The sequence below is a fragment of the Pantoea sp. BJFS-204 genome, from assembly GCF_049310725.1.
Taxonomy (GTDB): domain Bacteria; phylum Pseudomonadota; class Gammaproteobacteria; order Enterobacterales; family Enterobacteriaceae; genus Pantoea; species Pantoea agglomerans.
Map to the genome: position 1 here is coordinate 219,194 of NZ_JBMOWE010000004.1, position 20,239 is coordinate 239,432.

Annotated in this window: 15 protein-coding genes and 1 pseudogene; 9 read left to right on the forward strand and 7 right to left on the reverse strand. The window is 55.3% G+C overall.

Annotated elements, in window-relative coordinates:
- Positions 1–150 precede the first annotated feature (150 nt).
- From ACO6VX_RS14150 to ACO6VX_RS14165, 4 genes are all read left to right on the forward strand, one after another.
- A complete protein-coding gene (locus ACO6VX_RS14150) occupies positions 151–1,464 on the forward strand; it encodes a CitMHS family transporter (RefSeq protein ID WP_010256858.1) in 1,314 nt (437 codons plus the stop codon).
- A 167-nt stretch (positions 1,465–1,631) separates the two neighbouring features.
- Positions 1,632–2,471 (forward strand): MBL fold metallo-hydrolase, encoded by an 840-nt coding sequence (locus ACO6VX_RS14155; protein ID WP_159227283.1) that lies wholly within the window; start codon positions 1,632–1,634, stop codon positions 2,469–2,471.
- Between the two features lie 184 nt (positions 2,472–2,655).
- The gene (gene yefM / locus ACO6VX_RS14160) at positions 2,656–2,907 is read left to right on the forward strand and encodes a YoeB-YefM toxin-antitoxin system antitoxin YefM (protein ID WP_010256861.1); all 252 of its coding nucleotides are present in this window, start codon (positions 2,656–2,658) and stop codon (positions 2,905–2,907) included.
- On the forward strand, positions 2,904–3,158 hold the full coding sequence (locus ACO6VX_RS14165) for a Txe/YoeB family addiction module toxin (RefSeq protein ID WP_010256862.1): 255 nt from the start codon (positions 2,904–2,906) through the stop codon (positions 3,156–3,158). The genes yefM and ACO6VX_RS14165 overlap by 4 nt, the downstream gene beginning before the upstream one ends.
- A 55-nt stretch (positions 3,159–3,213) precedes the next feature.
- Here the strand turns inward: ACO6VX_RS14165 and ACO6VX_RS14170 are convergent, their stop codons facing one another.
- Entirely contained in the window at positions 3,214–5,760 is a 2,547-nt protein-coding gene (locus tag ACO6VX_RS14170) for an excinuclease ABC subunit A (protein ID WP_422431697.1), read from the reverse strand.
- Positions 5,761–6,423: 663 nt separating this feature from the next.
- Between ACO6VX_RS14170 and ACO6VX_RS14175 the strand changes: the two genes are divergently transcribed.
- The 3 genes and pseudogenes from ACO6VX_RS14175 to ACO6VX_RS14185 all read left to right on the forward strand — a co-directional run bounded on the left by ACO6VX_RS14175 (position 6,424) and on the right by ACO6VX_RS14185 (position 8,362).
- Entirely contained in the window at positions 6,424–6,882 is a 459-nt protein-coding gene (locus ACO6VX_RS14175; protein ID WP_031292265.1) for an STM2901 family protein, read from the forward strand.
- Positions 6,876–7,169 carry a DUF1493 family protein gene (locus tag ACO6VX_RS14180; RefSeq protein ID WP_256844750.1) on the forward strand — a complete coding sequence of 98 codons (294 nt, stop codon included), beginning with the start codon at positions 6,876–6,878 and terminating at the stop codon, positions 7,167–7,169. The genes ACO6VX_RS14175 and ACO6VX_RS14180 overlap by 7 nt, the downstream gene beginning before the upstream one ends.
- Positions 7,170–7,268: 99 nt before the next feature.
- Positions 7,269–8,362 (forward strand): annotated as a pseudogene (locus tag ACO6VX_RS14185) (IS3 family transposase).
- A gap of 213 nt (positions 8,363–8,575) precedes the next feature.
- Here the strand turns inward: ACO6VX_RS14185 and ACO6VX_RS14190 are convergent.
- Together ACO6VX_RS14190 and ACO6VX_RS14195 are read right to left on the reverse strand one after the other, a co-directional pair.
- Positions 8,576–10,054 (reverse strand): YsnF/AvaK domain-containing protein, encoded by a 1,479-nt coding sequence (locus tag ACO6VX_RS14190; RefSeq protein WP_061902429.1) that lies wholly within the window; start codon positions 10,052–10,054, stop codon positions 8,576–8,578.
- Between the two features lie 284 nt (positions 10,055–10,338).
- On the reverse strand, positions 10,339–10,908 hold the full coding sequence (locus ACO6VX_RS14195; RefSeq protein ID WP_010671973.1) for a pyridoxamine 5'-phosphate oxidase family protein: 570 nt from the start codon (positions 10,906–10,908) through the stop codon (positions 10,339–10,341).
- A 260-nt stretch (positions 10,909–11,168) separates the two neighbouring features.
- Between ACO6VX_RS14195 and ACO6VX_RS14200 the strand changes: the two genes are divergently transcribed.
- Positions 11,169–11,753 carry a GNAT family N-acetyltransferase gene (locus tag ACO6VX_RS14200; protein ID WP_010671972.1) on the forward strand — a complete coding sequence of 195 codons (585 nt, stop codon included), beginning with the start codon at positions 11,169–11,171 and terminating at the stop codon, positions 11,751–11,753.
- A gap of 55 nt (positions 11,754–11,808) precedes the next feature.
- Here ACO6VX_RS14200 and ACO6VX_RS14205 read toward each other — a convergent pair whose 3' ends face one another.
- From ACO6VX_RS14205 to ACO6VX_RS14215, 3 genes are all read right to left on the reverse strand, one after another.
- A complete protein-coding gene (locus ACO6VX_RS14205) occupies positions 11,809–13,944 on the reverse strand; it encodes a putative bifunctional diguanylate cyclase/phosphodiesterase (RefSeq protein ID WP_033759888.1) in 2,136 nt (711 codons plus the stop codon).
- A gap of 405 nt (positions 13,945–14,349) precedes the next feature.
- Entirely contained in the window at positions 14,350–14,589 is a 240-nt protein-coding gene (locus ACO6VX_RS14210) for a hypothetical protein (RefSeq protein WP_422431603.1), read from the reverse strand.
- A gap of 360 nt (positions 14,590–14,949) precedes the next feature.
- Positions 14,950–16,383 carry a methyl-accepting chemotaxis protein gene (locus tag ACO6VX_RS14215; protein ID WP_010256904.1) on the reverse strand — a complete coding sequence of 478 codons (1,434 nt, stop codon included), beginning with the start codon at positions 16,381–16,383 and terminating at the stop codon, positions 14,950–14,952.
- Positions 16,384–16,729: 346 nt separating this feature from the next.
- Between ACO6VX_RS14215 and ACO6VX_RS14220 the strand changes: the two genes are divergently transcribed.
- Entirely contained in the window at positions 16,730–18,511 is a 1,782-nt protein-coding gene (locus tag ACO6VX_RS14220; RefSeq protein ID WP_029519494.1) for a sensor domain-containing diguanylate cyclase, read from the forward strand.
- 24 nt (positions 18,512–18,535) lie between these two features.
- On the opposite strand, the gene ACO6VX_RS14225 is transcribed toward ACO6VX_RS14220, so the two are convergent.
- Entirely contained in the window at positions 18,536–20,119 is a 1,584-nt protein-coding gene (locus ACO6VX_RS14225) for a diguanylate cyclase (protein WP_422431606.1), read from the reverse strand.
- Positions 20,120–20,239: the final 120 nt, after the last annotated feature.

Here is a 20,239-nt window from a genome sequence, read left to right on the forward strand (position 1 = left end):
GCTAAATACTGACAACTATTTATTATCATCTTTGAATGCAGGGTTAATTAAAACAACAGGTTAATCATTACCACGCTAAGTAATTACCTGAATTTTCCTGCCGGTATGTAACTTTTTCATTACTTTTCCGCCATTGCGAGGGCTGTTAATTTGCTGACGATACTGGGTTTTTCCATGGTTGTTTGCTTCATGTATCTGATCATGACCAAACGCATGTCAGCCTTGATTGCGCTGATCCTGATACCAACCATATTTGCGCTGATTGGCGGTTTTTACGCAGGTCTGGGTGCCATGATGCTGGACGGCGTCAAAAAGCTGGCCCCTACCGGCGTGATGCTGACCTTCTCCATTCTCTATTTCGGTCTGATGATCGATGCCGGATTGTTTGACCCACTGGTGCGCTTTATTCTTCGGATGGTGCGCGGTGACCCCCTGAAAGTGCTGGTCGGAACGGCGGTACTAACGCTGCTGGTTTCTCTGGATGGTGACAGCTCTACCACTTACATGATTGCCATTGCCGCATTCCTGCCGCTCTATCACCGGCTGGGCATGAACGTGCTGATGATGACCTGTCTGGTGAACCTTGCCAGCGGCATCATGAACCTCTCACCCTGGGGAGGTCCGACAGCCCGTGCAGCGGCGGCACTGCGCATTGACGCCCTTGATATCTTTATTCCGATGCTGCCAGCCATGCTGCTGGCCTGTGCCAGCCTGGTGGCGATGGCGGTGCTGTTTGGCCTGCGTGAGCGTAAGCGCCTTGGCGTGATGACCATGAAAGATCATCATCTCGACAACATTGAGCTGGGGCTGGGCGATGCCGAAGAGTGCGCAGCCAATCGCCGTCCGAAAATGTTCTGGCCTAACTTCATCCTGACCACCGTGCTGCTGGTGCTGCTGGTGATTGGTTTAATGCCGATTCAGATCCTGTTTATGCTGGCGTTTGCGATAGCGGTGATGCTCAACTATCCCACGCTGGAGGAGCAGAAAGCCCGCATCAGCTCTCATGCCGGTAACGTGCTGGCGGTGACCGCATTAATTTTTGCCGCCGGTATTTTCACCGGCATCCTCTCCGGCACCGGCATGGTTGACGCCATGGCGAAGAGCCTGCTGGCTGTGATCCCGCCCAGCTTCGGACCTTACCTGGCGGTGTTCACCGCGCTGGTCAGTCTGCCGTTTACCTTCTTTATGTCGAATGATGCCTTTTACTTCGGCATTCTGCCGGTTATCGCCCAGACGGCGGCTAGCTACGGCATTACCGCAGAAGAGATCGCCCGCGCTTCTATTGTCGGCCAGCCATTCCACCTGCTGAGTCCGCTGGTGCCGTCAGTCTACCTGCTGGTGGGTCTGGCGAAAGTCGACATCGGCGACCACCAGCGCTTTGCAATTAAGTGGGGGATTCTGGTCAGTCTGGTGCTGATGGCAGGCGGTCTGCTGACCGGTGCTTTCCCGCTGTTCCACACCTGATAATCCTCTGCTTTCTGGCGGATAACCGGCAATTTTGCCCGGTTATCCGCTTCACCGCTCCGCCTACTGCGTCATCCCTCTCTACACTCTATAGCCAGGCTGATGTGCTGCGCGCCGGACAGGGCGTAGCCTCTCAGAAATATCCCCATTGTCCCTATGGAGGCCCGATGAAAATTCACCACCTTAACTGTGGCTGTATGTGTCCGCTGGGCGGCGCGTTCTATGATGGATTCAGTAAAGGCCTGAAAGCACATCTGGTCTGTCACTGTCTGTTGATTGAGACGGATCGCGACGGGCTGGTGCTGGTGGATACCGGCTTTGGTCGCCAGGATATCCATACGCCCGGCAGCCGCCTGTCCGGCTTTTTCCGTGCATTAAACAATATTCAGCGCCGCGATAATCTCACCGCACTGTCACAGGTTACGTCACTGGGTTTCCGGGCTGAGGATGTGCGTCATATTATTCTGACCCATCTCGACTTCGATCATGCTGGCGGACTAACCGATTTTCCGCAGGCGCGAATTCATCTGTTGCAGCAGGAGGTGGATACCGCGCATCAGCGCCATAGCTGGCTGTCACGGGAACGTTACCGGCCCGGACAATGGGGTGGGATCAGCAACTGGGAAACCTATCAGCCGCAGGGAGAAAAGTGGTTTGGTTTTGAGGCGGTTAATCGCCTGCGTGACTTACCGCCGGAGATCTTGTTAGTTCCGCTGGCGGGCCATACGCCGGGTCACGCGGGTATCGCGATTCAGCAACCCGATGGCTGGCTGCTGCACGGCGGCGATGCCTGGTTTTACCGCGGCGAAATGCGGCAGCAGACACGGCACTGCACGCCAGGACTGCGCTTTTACCAGTGGATGATGGGCATGGATAACGTGGCCAGACGACACAATCAGCAGCGACTGCGTGAGCTCTCCTGCCAGCGCGGCGGCGAAATCACCTTTTTTTGCAGTCACGACGCCCGTGAGCTGGATGCGTTACAGGTTAATGCGCCGCTGCGCTGATGAGAAAATACCCGTATTCACTGATTCGAGCAGCATGGTGACCGGATGAAAACTCAGGGTTATGGTTTGTCAGGCGCCTGTTACTTTGTCGCTTTCGCGATTTCATATCCAGTCTTCTCACTTAAGCTTCCTTGTCATAGCTTATCATTGTACAATGATTTGTATTACTTACTACGGAGGTACTATGAGAGCAATCAGTTACAGCGAAGCCCGACAGAATCTGTCTGCCACTATGGTTCAGACAGTTGAAGATAAAGCGCCGGTATTGATCACTCGCCAGAACGGTGAATCCTGCGTGCTGATGTCGCTTGAGGAATATAACTCACTGGAAGAGACGGCATACCTGCTGCGGTCACCTAAAAATGCGCGCAGGTTGATGGATTCTATCGAAAGCCTGCAAAGCGGTAACGGGACTGACAGGGATATTATTGAGTGAAACTAACCTGGTCCGCAGAAGCCTGGGAAGATTATCTCTACTGGCAGGATGCCGATAAAAAAACCGTTAAAAAGATAAACGAGCTGCTCAAAGATGCCAGCAGGACGCCTTTTGAAGGCAAAGGAAAACCCGAGCCGTTAAAGCATAATCTTGCAGGTTTCTGGTCACGCAGAATCACGGCAGAACATCGGCTGGTGTACGCTGTCAGCGGGGATGCTCTATTGATTGCCTCATGCCGTTATCATTACTGACGGGCTCAGGAGCTTGCGCCTGAGCCCTTACAATGCACCAGTTTCAGCGGCGTAATCATCCACCGCAATCCGGATCACCCGCCCTCTTTTTCAGCTGTGCGGAAAGCCAGGGCGCAGTCAGACTCTCTGCAGATGCGCTGACCTCTTCCGGTGAGCCGGAGGAGACAACCCTTCCTCCTTTAAGACCCGAGCCGGGACCCAGATCAATCACCCAGTCCGCCTCTGCCACTATGCGCATGTTGTGTTCCGCCATAATTACGGTATGACCACGCTTTACCAGTTCATCCAGCACTACCAGCAGCTTATCCATGTCAGACGGGTGCAATCCTGTTGAAGGTTCATCAAGCAGATAAAGCGTGGGCGTACGCTGGACCCGCTGCAGCTCCCAGGCAAGCTTGATACGCTGGCACTCGCCGCCCGACAGTTCAGTGGCGGGCTGACCCAGGGTCAGATATCCCAGCCCCAGCGACGTCAGTGCCTTAAGCGAACGCTGGATCCCGTCATGTCCATGAAACACCTTAGTGGCGTCGTCCACGGTCAGATCAAGCACATCCGCTATCGTCAGGTTGTTCCATTTCACCTCCAGCGTTTCGGGGTTATAACGGCTTCCCGCGCAGACGGAACAGGTTGCGGTAGCGCTCGGCATGAAGAGCAGCTCAATCGAAATCTGTCCCTGCCCTTCACAGGCAGGACAGCGTCCGGCTGGCAGATTGAAGGAAAACCGGCTGGCGCTGAAGCCTTTGGCTTTCGCCGCGTCGGTGTCTGCAAACAGCCTGCGGACGATATCGAAAAATCCGGTGTAAGTGGCCAGATTTGAGCGTGGTGTCCGGCCAATAGGACGCTGATCGATTCTGACCAATCGGCCGATGGCGTCACTTCCGCTGACAACCTGACCCTTAACGTGCGGCACCAGATCCTCTTCCTCGCCCTCCTCGATGTCAGGCGTTTTGTCAAAACGTCCGAGCATTTCCGGAAGCACGCGATTCAGCAGCGTCGATTTTCCGGAGCCGGACACGCCGGTGACGGCCGTCATTCTCCCCAGAGGGATGGCGATATCCACTCCGGCAATATTGTTGCAATAGACCTGTTCAAAGCAGAGCCAGCTCTCTGCGGGCCGGCGCTGGCGCAGCCCGGTATAGTTTCGTGAGAAAAGATAGCCCGAGGTGGGTGACGCACTGACTTCTTCAAGCCCTGCTGGTTCGCCGTTATAGACGATCTCGCCGCCATGCGTTCCCGGGCCGGGGCCGACCTCAATGAGCCAGTCTGCCTCGGCGATGAGGTCAATATTATGTTCGACGACCACCAGAGAATTACCGGCACGCACCAGGTTCTTCAGGGATGCGAGCAGCGATTTGACATCATCGGGATGCAGTCCGGCTGACGGCTCATCCAGCACATAAAGCACGCCAAACAGCCGCGATATCAGCTGGGTGGCCAGACGCACGCGCTGCAGCTCGCCGGATGAGAGTACGGTGGTACGGCGTCCCGGCGCCAGATGACCCAGACCCAGCGTTTCCAGCTGCTCAAGCCGCATACAGATATCCGACGCCATCCGGATGACCGCCTCACGCAGTGCCGCCTCTGCCGGCAGGTCCGGTGATGCGCCACGCGCATAAGGCTTCAGCAGTTCAGCGAGCTCTGAGACCGACAGCTCACTCAGGCTGGCAATGTCATGCCCGGCAAAGGTCACGGACAGCGCATCCCGGTTTAGCCTTTTACCGTGGCATTCAGAACAGGGAGTGACCGTCACAAAGCGCGCCAGCCGTTTCTTCGTCGTCTCGCTGCCACCCGAATAACTCTGCAGCACGATTTTTGCTGCACTGGTGTACGTGCCGGTATAAGCCGGCTCTTCGCCCGCCGCCAGCGCGTTTTCGCGCTGCTCAGCGTTCAGACCGACAAAAATCGGCACAGATGGTTGTTCGTCAGTCAGTAGTATCCACTGCTGGTCGCGGGCTGAAAGCGTATTCCAGGGCGCATCGACATCGTAGCCGAGCGTCTCAAGGATGCTGCGCAGGTTTTTGTTATGCCAGCCTCTGGGCCAGGAAGCGATAGTCCCCTGGCGGATGCTCAGTGAGCCATCCGGCACCATCGACTCGGTTTTAACGGTGTGCACTCTTCCCAGTCCCTGGCAATGCGGACAGGCACCTTCAGGATTGTTAGGCGAGAAATAATCGGCGGTCATAAAGGGAACGCCTTCAGGCCTTACGCCCGCACGGGAAAACAGCAGGCGCAGCGTGACAGAAATTCGGGTGAGGCTGCCCACCGTTGAACGCTCCTGCGCGCCAGCCCGGCTCTGCTGAAGCGCCACCGCGGGTGGAAGTCCGTCAATATTATCCACATCCGGCGCAGCAGCCTGATCGATCAGACGACGGGCATGTGGTGACACCGACTCGATAAACCGGCGCTGGGCTTCCGCATAGAGGGTATCAAAGGCGAGGGACGATTTACCGGAGCCTGAAACCCCGGTGAACACCACCATGGCGTTGCGGGGAAATCGCAGTGAAACATCTTTGAGATTATGTGTTCTTGCACCCTGAACCGAGATATAAGGATCAATGTGCTCATCAGCGCGGTAATGATCGGCGTTGCGTTGTTCTGTCATGATTTCCCTGATTGATAATGCACGGCAGATTCACGATCGCCTGCCGTTAATGACTAAAAATTGCAGATGCTAATCCGGCGTTCAGGCTATCCGGCCCGCTTTGGGAATAGAAACAACAGCAAGGGTAGTCAGGGATCGCGGTCTGCACAACGCGAGGGGGGTTCATCGCTTCGTGGCAGCACAGACTGGTAACCAGCATGTACAGGAAGCCTTCTTATCTCTTAAGAAAACCCTGGAGCAAACTTAAATAAGGCAAAGCCATCACTAGCAAATCGCTTATGTGACTCTGATGTAGATTCCGGTGGTATCGATAAATGCAGGTCTATGTAAGGTATGGATATAAAGAATGGGAAATGTTTAATACCCCACGAACCTTTCTATAACCTTTATCTCTCTATGGCCAGGTATGCACTCCAGAGTGCCTGGTGCCGTCCCGCTCCCGTTATTCAGCGCGCTGACGGCATAAAAAATCATTTAAGACATAAGGATAGCGAAACCATGCCCATTTCTGAAATGATGCCGCGAGTGCCTGTAGGGAGATGAGGTGAAATTACCGTTTTTTATTATCCTGTCCCAGACCGTCAGGTTGTCAAGCATGAACGCGCGAGGTATTGTTTAAAAAGCATCAGGATGATGAATGAAGTGAACTTGTGGGAGCTGGCAGTGGATACGACTGAAGAACTCAATAACACCTATTTCTACGCAGGTAGACCGAACCTCACCGCTGGTGAGCTCTTTTTCATGATTTTCTGTGAAGAAGTCGCTGAACAGCTGGGCATTGATGACTTCGGAGCGATCGTGGCCATCCTGTCTGGACGTAATGTCCTGACTACCCGCACCAAACCGCGCGATGCTCTCAAAGGTACCTCCTATGCCTCACGGGCAGCACGCAGAGTATTCCCTAACGCCAAGTTTCCTTTCGGCATACAGCTCCCCACCATCGTAGGGGGATACCCGCCCCGGACCGCGCGTATCCTTTTTACGCATAAGCTCAGCACCTTTGTTGGTCGGGCGATACCCGTCGTGGGCTGGGTGATTCTGGCAAGAGACGTTGCCGATATCAGTTTCAATTCGGTCAGACTGTACAATGCCATCGCTCGCGGGGAGGATAAGTTATGGTAGATGACACACAGGCACGCGTAATGGCACTCATTGAGCCGTGGAACGGCCGATCGCTGCTTACGTTCCGGAAAAAAACACTCACGCCAGAGATGTCGCTTAATCAGGACATGAAGCTTGACCCGGAGGACGCTGCGGAATGCCTTCAGAACGTCTTCGATGCGTTTGGAATGGATTCTGATCTGGTGACTTTCAGCCTCTACTATCCAAAAAACCCGCGCGAGGCCATCCCTCTTACTATCGGGATGGTAATCGAGTCAGCCCGTGCCAAGCGATGGTGCTATGACTGATATGACCTGCTCCCCGTTGATTAGTACACCCCGATGTTAGTAATGTCTTCATAAGCCACATGAGGGCATCCCCATGAAGAAGCGTTTTCCTACGAACAGATCATCAGTATCCTCCGCGAGGCCGAAGCCGGGGTTTCTGCACGGGAACTCTGCCGTAAGTATGCTATTTCAGACGCTACTTTCTACACCTGGCGCAAGAAGTTTGGCGGCATGGAAGTCCCTGAGGTAAAGCGGCTTAAGTTACTTGAAGAGGAGAACGTCCGCCTTAAGAAGCTGCTCGCCGAAGCCATGCTGGATAAGGAGGCGCTTCAGGTGGCTTTGGGTCGAAAGTTCTGACGACAGACCAGAAGCGGGAAGCCGTGGAAGTCATATGTGATGCAACGGGTCTGTCGCAACGTCGTGCCTGCAGGCTGGCAGGTCTGTCTCTTTCAACCTGCCGTTATTCAGCTCAGCGTCCGGCTGCTGACGCGCAGCTATCTCTACGCATCACAGAGCTGGCACCTGAACGCCGTCGCTTTGGTTACCGGCGGATCTGGCAGTTATTGCGTCGTGAGGGCCTTCACGTCAACCACAAGCGGGTATACCGCATTTATCACCTTAACGGCCTGAGTGTGAAGCGCAGACGACGTCGTAAGGGTCTGGCGACTGAGCGGCTTCCGCTGCTTCGCCCGGATGCGCCCAATCTGACCTGGTCAATGGATTTCGTCATGGATGAACTGGCCACCGGTCGCAGGATCAAGTCCCTTAACTGCGTCGATGACTTCACAAAGGAATGCCTGACTGTCACTGTTGCCTTTGGGATTTCAGGCGTGCAGGTCACGCATATTCTGGACAGTATTGCGCTGTTTCGCGGATATCCGGCTACGATAAGAACTGACCAGGGGCCGGAGTTTAACTGTAGAGCACTTGACCAATGAGCCTTTGAGCATTGCGTGGAGCTGCGGCTTATTCAGCCCGGTAAACCGACACAGAACGGATTTATTGAGAGTTTTAACGGACGCTTTCGCGATGAATGCCTGAATGAACACTGGTTCAGCGATATTGTTCATGCCCGGAAAATCATTAATGACTGGCGGCAGGACTATAACGAGTCCAGACCTCATTCATCGCTGAATTACCAGACGCCGTCTGAATTTGCAGCAGGCTGGAGAAATGGAAAATCAGAAGGTGAACAAACCGACATTACTAACTGATCGTTGTATCTAATACTAGGGGCAGGTCACGAATAACGTACACACACTTAAGACGAGAGCTCTATACAACTTTCAATGTGGCCATTCTCCGTCAACGGGTGTCAGGTCTAAGTGATGCCATTAAATTGCCTACAGAATTTCAGTGTGATTTATGAAAAAAACCCGTCTGCGACGGGTTTTCAGGCATAGAAGGCGACAATCACCGCTCCGGCATTACGGCTTTTTAAACTTGTCTTCGACTTTCTCTTTCGCTTCTGCGATTTTATCACCAGCTTTCTCAGCAAAACCCTCTTTATGCGCTGGCTCGCTGCCTGGCGTTACCGGACGAGTGTCGTGGTCAGCGCGGGCCTGACGTGTGCTTTCAAGCAACGGATCGGCCACAGTACGATTCCCGGTCAGCCGGTCTGCACCGAGAGGATCTGTACTGGCATGGTCAATATCCACTTCCTGACGGCGTACCGAATCGTTGATAGTTTCAACCCGATCGCTTGTCTCTTTGCGTAACACCACCTCTTCAATGATCTCCGCGGTCTTATTAATTACGGGCTGCTCATGCGTCTCTTCCACTTCGACAGTTTTTTCAGACCAGTCAACATGAGTGGGTGAACCTGATTCATTCACCGGACGACGGAAGATTGCGGCGTGCTGCTCATGCAGCGAGACATTTTCTGAGACCTGATCGGTGACAGTGTAGCGACGAACGCGGGTTGAACCTTCACTTACCAGACGTTTACCCACTTCCAGTCGCTCCTCGGCCAGACGCAGTACATCCTCGTCACTTTCGTCACCGGTCAGGGCGGTACGGGCAGCGCCACGATGGGCAGGATCGTTAGAGAGCGGATCGACGGCGGCATTATCCTGAAGCGTTCCACTGGCAGGTGCAGTCAGACCATCACTGGTCGCGTAACCGGGCGCGTAATCATCGGGCAGCGCCGCACTGCGCTCGGTAAGTTCTTCATGTGCATCAAGGATGCCCAGGGCGCGAGGTAACTCATCTTCATCGGCCCGCAGCGACAGCACTACTCCGCCGGTTCGCATCGCGTCTTCATACACTTCGGCCTGATCCTCCTCCAGCGTATTGCCGAACAGGCGTTGCCAGAAGCCAGGGTGACGGGCCTCCTGACCTTCGGTACGCAAACGATCACCGGAGATGATATCAATGTCATCATCCAGGAACCCGGCCTTGATCAGGTTACGCTTTGCACCCTCTGCCAGTGAGATATTGCTGAACATTGTTACGATTGTTTCACGCGCCATGTTGTGTTCCTCGGTGATGGATTCGGACGGCTCTGAATAGGGTGTACGGGTCAGGTGAGCGTGCTGTTTGCGCAGGGAGACGACCTGTTCTGTCGCTTCCTCACTGACAACTTTGCGGATATGCCACTCCTCTTTCAGCACCAGATGACGAACGATCTCGATTTCCTCTTCAACGACAGGAATGATCAGAACGCCATTTTCTTCACGGATCTCCGGCATCTCAGCCAGCCGTTCCGATTTAGGAATGCGTTCTATTTCCGCCGTCTGGTGCCGGAGCATCAGCGCAATCTTCTGCTGATGCTCAGTGACCTGTCGGGTAACCCTGACATGACCGTCGATGACCCGCTGTTTCGAGACCTCAACGGTTTCCTCCGCCAGGCTTAGCACCTGGTCGCTACCCTCTGACCCTGGTTTTTCAGGAGGTTGATTGTTCATGTTTAACCTGCCTGTAATACAGAGCGATCATTTGTACTTTTCTTTACCTTGAGCATAAGTCACTGCTTTTCGGTTAGTTAAAGCCTGGCACAAACAATGACAAAAGACAGTAAAAAGCAGAAAAACGCCATTATATGAAGATAACGTGGTGCTAAAATCGATTAAGCGGTGCGGCAGATAAAAAACAGCTAACGAAGCGGCAGACAGTGAAATCTCTTTTATCGCGTGCGGAAAGAGGATCAATCAGGCGTTAACCCGACCCGAAGTGAATCAGGCATATCGGGTCAGGGGTTAAGCCATTCGCTTTCCTGCAGTTCGCCATTAGCCGAATAGCGAAACAGGGCGCGCTGATTTTCGTTTCGCTGAAGCTGATAGGCGTCCAGCACACTGGCCTGCAAAATCACCACGCCAAAGCGGGATTCCCCGGTTTCCGTTGCTGCCGCGTCAGGCGTCTCATCAGCCGTTGCCCGTGCTTCCCCCGGAGGTCCGCCGGTGTAAGTCTGCCGCGTGTGCTGCGGTAACGCACGCCAGGCTGCCCGGGCAACATCACTTCCCGCCGCATAACACGCAACCCGCCCTGCCAGCCGTAACTGCAGGCGACGCTGATGGCAATATCCCAGCACGGTGACCTGCGGATTCGCCGCCATCTCCTGCCACTTCGGGCTGCGAACATCCGTATGAAATGTCAGCATCCTGCGGTCATCGGCACACTTGCGCAGAACCACGGTGCGCGCCTGAGGTTGTAGCAGAGCATCGACCGTACAGAGCATCAGATAACGAAATCCACCCTGTGGATCGGTTGCAGATTCCTGCAGCGCAGCCCAGGCTCCAGTTTCAAACGTTTTCAATTCCATGGGGATTACTCTCATCAGGATCAATTTTCAGCCATCTGGCTAAAAGCGTAGCAATGAAGTGGACAGAAGGCCTGACAGCGCAGCGATAAGAGCAAATGTGGCAAGCGGGAGCTGGACAATGCACGAGAGCAGGAGCTGTTGAGATAGCGTCGGGATTGCGGGATACCTCGCAGAGCGGCAAAAGCGCGTCCCGCCAGTCAGCCACTCTGTGTTATTTTTGCGCCATCGCCACAGAGATCCGATCCGCAGGGAGTTGCACGATGACAACTGAAGAGTCTGCTAAAGTACCGGCTGAAATACCGCTGAAAGTCACCTCGCCGCGCCTGACTTATCGGCCACTTCGGCAGGAAGACTGGCCCTTCTATCTGGCAGTCAGTCAGGATAGATCGGTGATGCAGTACATCAGCGATCCGCGCAGCGCTGAAGAGATCAGAACCCACTCATTTGATGTCCGCCTGCCCGCCTGGTACAAGGGCTGCAGGCACTGGCTCTGTCTGGTTATCGGAGAAAAAACATCCGGTGCTCCGGCTGGCTTTTGCGGGTTTATCGATCGTGGAGAGGGTATTGCGGAGTTTGGCTTTATTCTGGCCGCAGATGCGCAGGGCAAAGGCTACGGCAGCGAGTCTCTGCATGCCATTATCACGTTCTGCTTTGAGCAACAGGAATACCGCAAACTGATCGCGACGGTGACAGCAGGCAATGCGGCCTCACGCCGGACCCTGATTTCAGCGGGCTTTGTGCAGGAGGGGACGTTGCGGCAGAACTTCTTCCTCAACGGCCAGTGGCAGGATGACTGGATCTTCGGCTTGCTGAAACAGGAATACCAGCCCGCACACTCACCCTGAGGCGCAGACTATCAGCGTCGGGCATCCTCCGCTCCGTTCGCCACAATCATACCGATTAGCGTGGCGTAACGTCATAACCGCTGGCGATAGCGATAGCGGGCGCACAGTGCTCCTCTCCGCACAGCATCGCCTCAAAGTCCGCCGGCGTCAGTGGCTGGCACAGGCCATTGCCCTGCATAATGTCGCATCCGGCGGCCGTAACAAAAGCGATCTGCTCTTTGTCTTCCACCCCTTCGGCGGCCACCCGGATACCCAGGCTTTTGCCGAGCGCGGTAATGGCCCGGAACATCATACGCACCCGCATGCTGGAACCCAGCTCGTGCGTCATCGACTTATCGATTTTAAAACCCGTCACAACGCTATAGCGCAGCAGGTTAATCGCCCCCAGCGTACGCCCGTAATGATCGATAACGAACGAGGCTCCCGTTCGGCGTACGGCGTCAACCTGAACCGGCATATCCTGCATCAGCACGGCCAGCAGTGGCTCATCCACTTCCAGCTCAACAAAACCGGCATCGCCTCCGGCACTCTCACGTATTACCGTCTCCAGGCTGTTCCCTGCCAGCTGGCGCGGAAACAGGTTAATGCTGACGCGAAGCTGAGGAGAGCGAACCTGCCACTGCCGGACCTGTGCCAGAGCACTGCGGATGATCCATTCACCCAGCGTGACTGAAAGCGGACTTTTAACCAGCATGCCGATAAATTCAGCCGGCAACAGCAGCCCGCGCGTCGGATGCTGCCAGCGCACCAGCGTCTCGCAGCCAATAAGCTTTCCGCTTTCAACGTCGTAGCGGGGCTGATAGTAAAGAGTGAACTGCTGCTGCCGCACCGCCGTTTCCAGTTCGCGCTCAAAACGGCGCCGCTGCTGCTCCGCTTCACGAAACGCGGGCATAAACAGCATGCTGCAGCCTTTACCCGACGCTTTGGCGCGATAGAGCGCCAGATCAGCGGCGGACATCACCGAAGAGGGATCCCTGCCGTGCTCCGGATAGGAGGCGATGCCGGTGCTGGCACCGACCACCACTGGTGAGTCGTGATAGCGGAACGGCGTCTGAACGGCCGCAATCAGTTTCTCCGCCGTGATCGCCGCCTCTGCGCTGCCGCCCGCTAACAGGATCACAAATTCATCACCGCCCAGGCGCGCAGCCGTCACGGCACTGGCGCAGACCGCACGAATCTGTTCGGCAACGTGGCACAACAACGCATCGCCTGCAGCATGCCCCAGCGTATCGTTAACCTCTTTAAAACCATCGAGATCGGTCATCAGTAACGTATAGGGGACGCCCGCCCTGGTCAGCTGGCCGACCTGATCCATAAACGCGCTGCGGCTGGCGAGACGTGTCAGCATATCCAGTGAGGCCAGCTCACAGAGCCGCGCCTCACTCTCATAGCGGGCCGTGACATCGCGGATGATCATGCCCACCAGCCGTTCGCCCTCTTCACGCCAGCCCGAAAAAGAGACCTCTGCCGGAAATTCACGACCTTCACGCGTAACACCCCATATCTGCAAAGAGCGAGGGTGCGAGATAGCCGCTTCGTCAGAGGTAATCCGGACCAGTTCATTACGGTAGTCAGCCTGGCAGCGAGCAGGGATCAGCTCGCTGATATACTGGCCGCGCATCTCCTCTGCGCTGTAGCCGAACAGCGCGGTGGCGGCCGGGTTCCAGAAGGTTATGCCACGCCGAAGGTCAGTGCAGACAATGGCGTCAGGCGAAGTGGATGAGATCGCCTCGAGTCGCTGCTGGCTGGTGTAGCGCAATAACTCCAGACGATGCATCTCCATGCGATCCATCACCAGTGCAGCAATATCGTTCAGATGCTTTCGATCCTCTGCAGTTAACGGCTCACGAGGATGGCTGTCGGTCAGGCAGACCGTGCCAATATGATGCCCATCCGGGGTCGAAAGCGGGATCCCCGCGTAAAAGCGGATAAAGGGGTAGCCGTGAACCAGCGGACTGTCGCGGAAGCGCGGATCTTTCAGCGTATCGGGCACGCAGAGGATATCGCCCTGCGCCAGCGTATGGTGGCAGAAGGCGACGTTGCGTGCCGTACCTGAAATATTTAAACCGTACCGGGAGGCGAAGAACTGCCGCTTTTCGTCGATAAGCGAGACAAAAGCGACCGGCACCCGAAACAGCCGCGCGGCAAGCGTAGTGAGGCGATCCAGCGCATCGGTCGGCGGTGAATCCATCAGATGATACTGCTTAAGTGCGTCGAGGCGAGCCGCCTCGGCATCATGATAAACTGGACGTTTCAGCGTAACTCTCCTCTGGTGTTATCTGCTGTGGCTGGCCTGACACAGCATAAAGAGGACACGTTCAATCAGACAGAACGCGCAGAGTTCGCTGCCGATCCGTTGCCGGAAGAAAGGCCCGTCAGTAAACCCGGCAGCAACAGGTTGCCGCGCTGAGTCCGATAAAGCTGACACCGCAGACAGCGAGGCATCAGTTAACACGTTATGCCTGCCAGAGAGAGTGCGGCGGACCGCCCAGGATTATCTGGCCAGAGCAGATCAGACAGGCGGTAATGCGCCTCGCTTAGCTCTCTATATCGGCCCGACATGACTTTACTTAAGAGAAAACAGAGGATGAACGCCTTACTTTTTCAGCTTTGGTACCAGTTGATAGTGCGGATGCTCTCCGGCGAGCAGCATCAGCAGTTCATACTCTCCCTGACTGAGCAGCACAGGATTTTTCGATGCTTCTTTGGTCTGCCAGACACGCTGACTAAGATCGAAACGCTCGGCTGCAATCTCCTGAGAGAGACCGGCCGCAAGGCGTAGCTCACGTACGTTGTGCTGGACGGCGACAGGCCGCTGTAAAATTTGATTTCCCATATAAACGCTCCGCATACGGTGCCCCGGCGAGATGGCCGGGCGGAAGAACACGCCTGCGGCCAAAACATAAATTTGAGTTAAGTTTTAACAGCCCGGCGTTTTACACTTATCAGGAAAGCGTAACGCACCAGTAAAAACAGAGAAAATAACCTGAATTATATTTAAATCGCTGCCCGGATAATTTTTGCACCGCTGAGAATAGTAATTGCCATTCTGAATGGTGGCGTTGATCGAATGATGATCAACGTCAATCACACGCACAAAAATGACCGTTTCATCCCTCTTTTAAAAAGAGTGAATATTAATCGTTATTCCGTGCCGGACAGACATTATCTACAGTTCAGAAAATATTTGTTCAGGCTATGCCCGAGCAAATGTTGCCCAGCCGCCTTTTTCATCAGGCGTGACGCGTTTAGGCTCTACGGCAAGGGGGTGGTGCGGCAGGGTAAAGCGCGTAATCACGCTGCCCAGCGTTTCAGTCTGTCCACTGAGACTGCCTGCCGTCGCCGAAACCTGCTGAACCAGCGTCGCATTCTGCTGCGTTACGCGGTCAAGTTCTGCTACCGCGACCGTGACCTGGGCAATCCCTTTGCTCTGTTCATCCGAAGCCAGCGCAATCTGTCCGATCAGTTCATTCACGCCGCCGACGCCGCGCAGCACGGCTTCCATGGTGGTTCCTGCGCTCTCAGCCGCCCGCCGTCCATCGTCAACGCGTGCCACGGTATCGGCAATCAGCTCTTCGATCTCTTTAGAGGCAGCAGCACTTCGCTGTGCCAGTGAACGTACCTCACTGGCGACCACCGCGAAGCCGCGGCCCTGCTCACCCGCACGGGCAGCTTCTACAGCGGCGTTTAACGCCAGAATGTTGGTCTGAAACGCAATACCATTAATAGTGGTGGTGAACTGCCGGATTTTTTCTGATCCCTGAGCGATGCTGGTGATGGCTGCCGATACCAACTGAACCAGTTCCACGCCCTGCTGAGTCGTATCCGTGGTGCTGGCAGCCAGTTCACGTGCCTCGCGGGCATTCTGTGCATTGTGACGCACGGTGACGGTAATCTCCTCCATGCTGGCTGCGGTCTGCTCCAGCGCAGCAGCCTGAGTGGATGTCCGGTCGGAGAGATCGGCGTTACCCGCAGCAATGTCCCCCGCTTCACGATGAAGAATGGCTGCGTTGTCTCGGATAGCGCTGACCGTCTGCAACAGACTGTGCTGCATCTCTTTGACCAGCGGCACCAGTTGCCCGACACAGTTGCGCCCCAGATCTTCCGGCTCGCGCGTCAGATCGCCATCGGCAATAATTTTTAAATGACCGCGAATTTTACCTACCGGACGCACCAGATGGACGACCAGATAGCGGTCACAAAACAGCAGCAACGCCACTGCCGCCAGCAGTGCTGCCAGCAATACGCCCTCAAGCCGATGCCGGTCAGCCTTCAGGGGTGCCTGATTCCGTGCCAGCTGCTGCGTCACCTTGTCCAGCTGCGCACGTGCAACCGTTGCGTATTCTGAGGGGGTTGTCGTAAGTGCCGCGCGGACGTTATCCCAGTCAGCATCGGCCGGGGTTGAGGCGACGAGCGCGTTTTTATCGGCTGACGTACCGCTCTGCATGACGATAGCGCTATGCGCCAGAAAGCTCAGTTGCTGCGTCAGAACGGCTGAACGATCGGTTTGACGAAAGATATCGCGCACGACCTGGCTGCTGTAGCCACCGGCCAGCACGACGATGCCCAGAGAGACGATCATCATCCACAGCACAACGCGGCGGATAGTGAAATGCCTGAGTGAATTCATGAGGTTTCCCCGATGTTGTCATTGGTGTAGTTAAAATTAAACAAAAATAAGTTATGTCATCTACTTTAGTGCGTTATTATATAGTGCACTATGTTTATACTCTGTATACTGGCAGGATATTTAAGAAATTAAAAGTTTTTAACGACAAAATAATAGAATCGTGATTACTAAAATATTTCGTTAAAGAAAAGTGATTTGCTATTCTGACCAGCAATGCCGTGCAGTGGGATAAAAAATAAATGGTCATGACTCTTTCTTTTTGCAGAATTTGCCTGTAGTCATGACATCATACCCTTCAATTTTTCTGTTTAATTTCGCGCCGTAACCAGCCGGTGCGGAGGAATCCATGCTTATGAGTCTCAGCGGCGGCGACGATTGCCGCACGCGAACCCTGCACGCGCTGCGCAGTAACGACGAAAGTCGTGACGATGTGTTGCGACAGTTCGTCCGGCTGGCCAGCCAGGCACTCGGTATACCCGGCAGCTTTATCTCCGTACTGGATGATGAGATGCAGCATGTTAAGGCTGCGCAAAATTTCACACTCACTCAATCCTCCCGGCAGGACTCGCTCTGCCGGCATGCAGTGGACAGTGACAGCACCGTGGTAGTACCCGATACGTTGCTGGATACCCGCTTTGCTGAGCATCCGCTGATTGTTGGCGCGCCTTTTATCCGCTTTTATGCCGGCGTACCGCTTAAAAGCAGCACAGGTCTGATACTGGGTACGCTGTGCGTGACTGACACCGCGCCTCATCCCTTTAATGCGGATCAGGTCGCCATGCTGAAGATGCTGGCGGCACTGGTGATGTCATTTCTTGAGGCCTGGTACTCGGCTGGCTTTGCCGACCCGGTAACCGGTCTGCCCAACCGCCAGCGTCTGATTCGCGACCTGCAGTTTCTTGCCGCCTCCGGTGACACCACGCCACGGCGGCTGGTGCTGATTGACTGTATCGATATGCCGCGCGCCTACGAGCTTGCGCGCTCAATGGGCATGGGACCGGTTGAAAGCCTGTTGAAAGATGTGGCGACACTGCTGCCGCTGCGCCTGAGGCCTGCGCCAGGAGAGATGCTCTACACCGTAGCCACCGGGCGCTTTGCCCTGCTGACACGTCAGGAGAGCAGACTCACTGCTAACTGGGTGGCAAACAAGCTGGCCGGGATCAGCGCGGATCTCGGCGATGGGCTGTCGGTTGCACTGATGACCCACACCGGTGAGGCGAGTTTCAATACCGGGGAGATGCCTGCCCAGGAGATCCTGCGGCGTGCGGTCAGCGCGCTGCACGAGGCCATCACACGCGACGTCGCCTCGATGCCTTTCAGCGAGGCCACTGATACGCGCCATACGCAGGACTTCACCCTGATGCATGACCTGGCCATCGCGATACGCCAGGATAAGGGGTTATGGCTGGCGTATCAGCCTAAAATCTGTCTGCACAGCGGCAAGCCAATTGGCCTGGAGGCTCTGATCCGCTGGCAGCATCCGCAGCGCGGCGAACTGTCTCCTGCACAGTTTTTACCCTTTGCCGTGCAAACCGAGCTGCTCAGCGAACTGACCACCTGGGTGACAGAGCACGCAATCGCCCGGCTCTCCCGGCTGCGCAACAGCTATATTCAGTTGCCCATCACCATTAACGTCAGCAGCAGCGATTTTTCACGTGACGGTTTTGCCGACGAGCTGGAAGAGCAGATGATCAGGGCGAAGCTCCCGGTTTCGCTGCTGGGCATTGAGTGTCTGGAGACGGAACGGATTCTGGAGAGCGCGACCGCAATGCGGGGGCTTGAGATGCTGAAACTTCGTGGATTCGGTATTTCACTGGATGACTTTGGTACCGGCTACAGCAACATCAGTTATCTGCGGCGCATTCCGCTGGATGTGATCAAGCTGGACCGTTCACTGATCAGCGAAATTTCATCTGACACCGCATCGCGCGTCATCGCCCGCAGTATTATTGCGATGCTTAAAGATCTCGATTATATGGTGCTGGCTGAGGGCGTGGAGAATGCGGAAACCGTTACGGCGCTGACCGAGTTCGGCTGCGACCAGGCGCAGGGCTTTTTCTACTCCAGGCCGCTGCCGGAAGCGGCACTGGATGAGTGGCTCGGCTGGCGATTACGCAGTAAGTGCTGAGCCTGTCCCACACACCCCGGAATCTTACCCGGCCGAATCAGACGCGCTGAACTCCTCAGCTCCGGCAATGATGACGGTATTACGCCCGGCGGCTTTTGCTTCGTAAAGCGCTTCATCGGCACGCCGCAGCAGAGAGTCGCGATCGCTATCCTGATCGCTCCGTGAAGCCACCCCGGCTGATATCGTCATCGTTCCGGCAAACGGGAAGGTGGTGGCGCTGACGGTCTCACGGATGCGTTCCGCGGTGCGGACGGCATCAGCCAGCGTGGTATGCGGCAGCAGCAGAATAAACTCCTCGCCACCAAACCGGCTGACGATATCGCCGGTGCGACAGGCCTGACGCAGCAACGCTGCCAGGCTCACCAGAACCGCATCGCCCGCGTCATGCCCGTACCAGTCGTTTATCTTCTTAAAATGGTCAATATCAATGGCGATGGCACACTGTTCATGCTCACTGTCTGACTGCGCCGCCAGCGCCGAAAATCCGCGTCGGTTGCAGAGCCCGGTCAGCGGATCGGTCATCGCTTCATCGTTTAGCGCGGCAAGATGACCCGCAACGGCGTGCCGATGAGCCTGCACGGCTTCTTTGAGCCGATCAGCCTCGTAATACCAGGTTTTAACCGTGACGAGAGATCCCGCCTGGGCTTCGCTGCCGCCATCGCGCACTCTGTCCGCCAGCTTTTCCAGTGGAGAGGCGATTCGACCGGCCACAAAGGCAATAATGGCCGCTGTTACGGCAATAATGCCCAGAACGAACCAGACGGCGCTTTCTGCCGTGCGCATCAGAATATGCCTGACCGTTTCAGAGGTGCCGGTAATAAAAACGTTCCAGCCGGTTTTATGCAGTGTGCCATAGCCGGTCAGATAGTGCTGCCCCTCACTCTCCAGCGTGAAATGCCCGCTTTCCGTCGTGGCGAGCTGTTTCTGCAGTGCCAGACTCAGCAGCATCTTTGTTCCGACGCGCGCCGCGTCATGACTGAAAATAATCAGCCCTTCATTGCTGACCACGCTGACCGTTGAACCATTGGAATAGAAATGCTGGCTCAGGATTTCGCTCAGCATGCTCTGTTTCTTGAGATAAATAGTCCCGCCAATGTAGCCCAGATAGCGGCCATCTTCGCTGAACAGCGGTTGTGATAAAAACACCACATAGTTACCGGCCGCGGAGGTAAAAGGAGCAGAGATAAAAGGCTTTTGAGTCGCTATGGCCTGCAGGCTGGCAACTGAGTGCAGCTTCACGCCAATAAGATTCAGACTATCGGGTGAGGTTGCTGCAATAATGGCATCATGATTTACCACCACCACCGAGTTGAAAAAACCCGACTGCATTCGCAGGCGATCGCTCTCTCCTTCCAGTCGTTTAATATCACTAAGCCCCTTGATCTGCGACGCACTCCAGGCCAGTTCACGTTGTGCTGTCGCCAGGTAACGATCGGTGGTATCAGCCAGCTTGCGGGCATAGGCAATGTTCCCTTCAAGCAGACTGTCTTCGATGTTGGCCTTCTGAAACAGCAGCAGCGCACTCAGCAGCAGACCGGAGGTCAGAATGACGCCCCCGATGGAAAGCAAAGTCAGCAGCGAGCGAAGGCGCATTTTTTCATGGGGCATTGCAGTCGGGATCCGGATTAAGTGTCATCTGAGTGTAACAGTAGACGTTTCACGTCAAGGGCCGAACAGAAGATGATTTACACAGGATCACGGCGCATTGCCGGGCGCAGCACACAACCG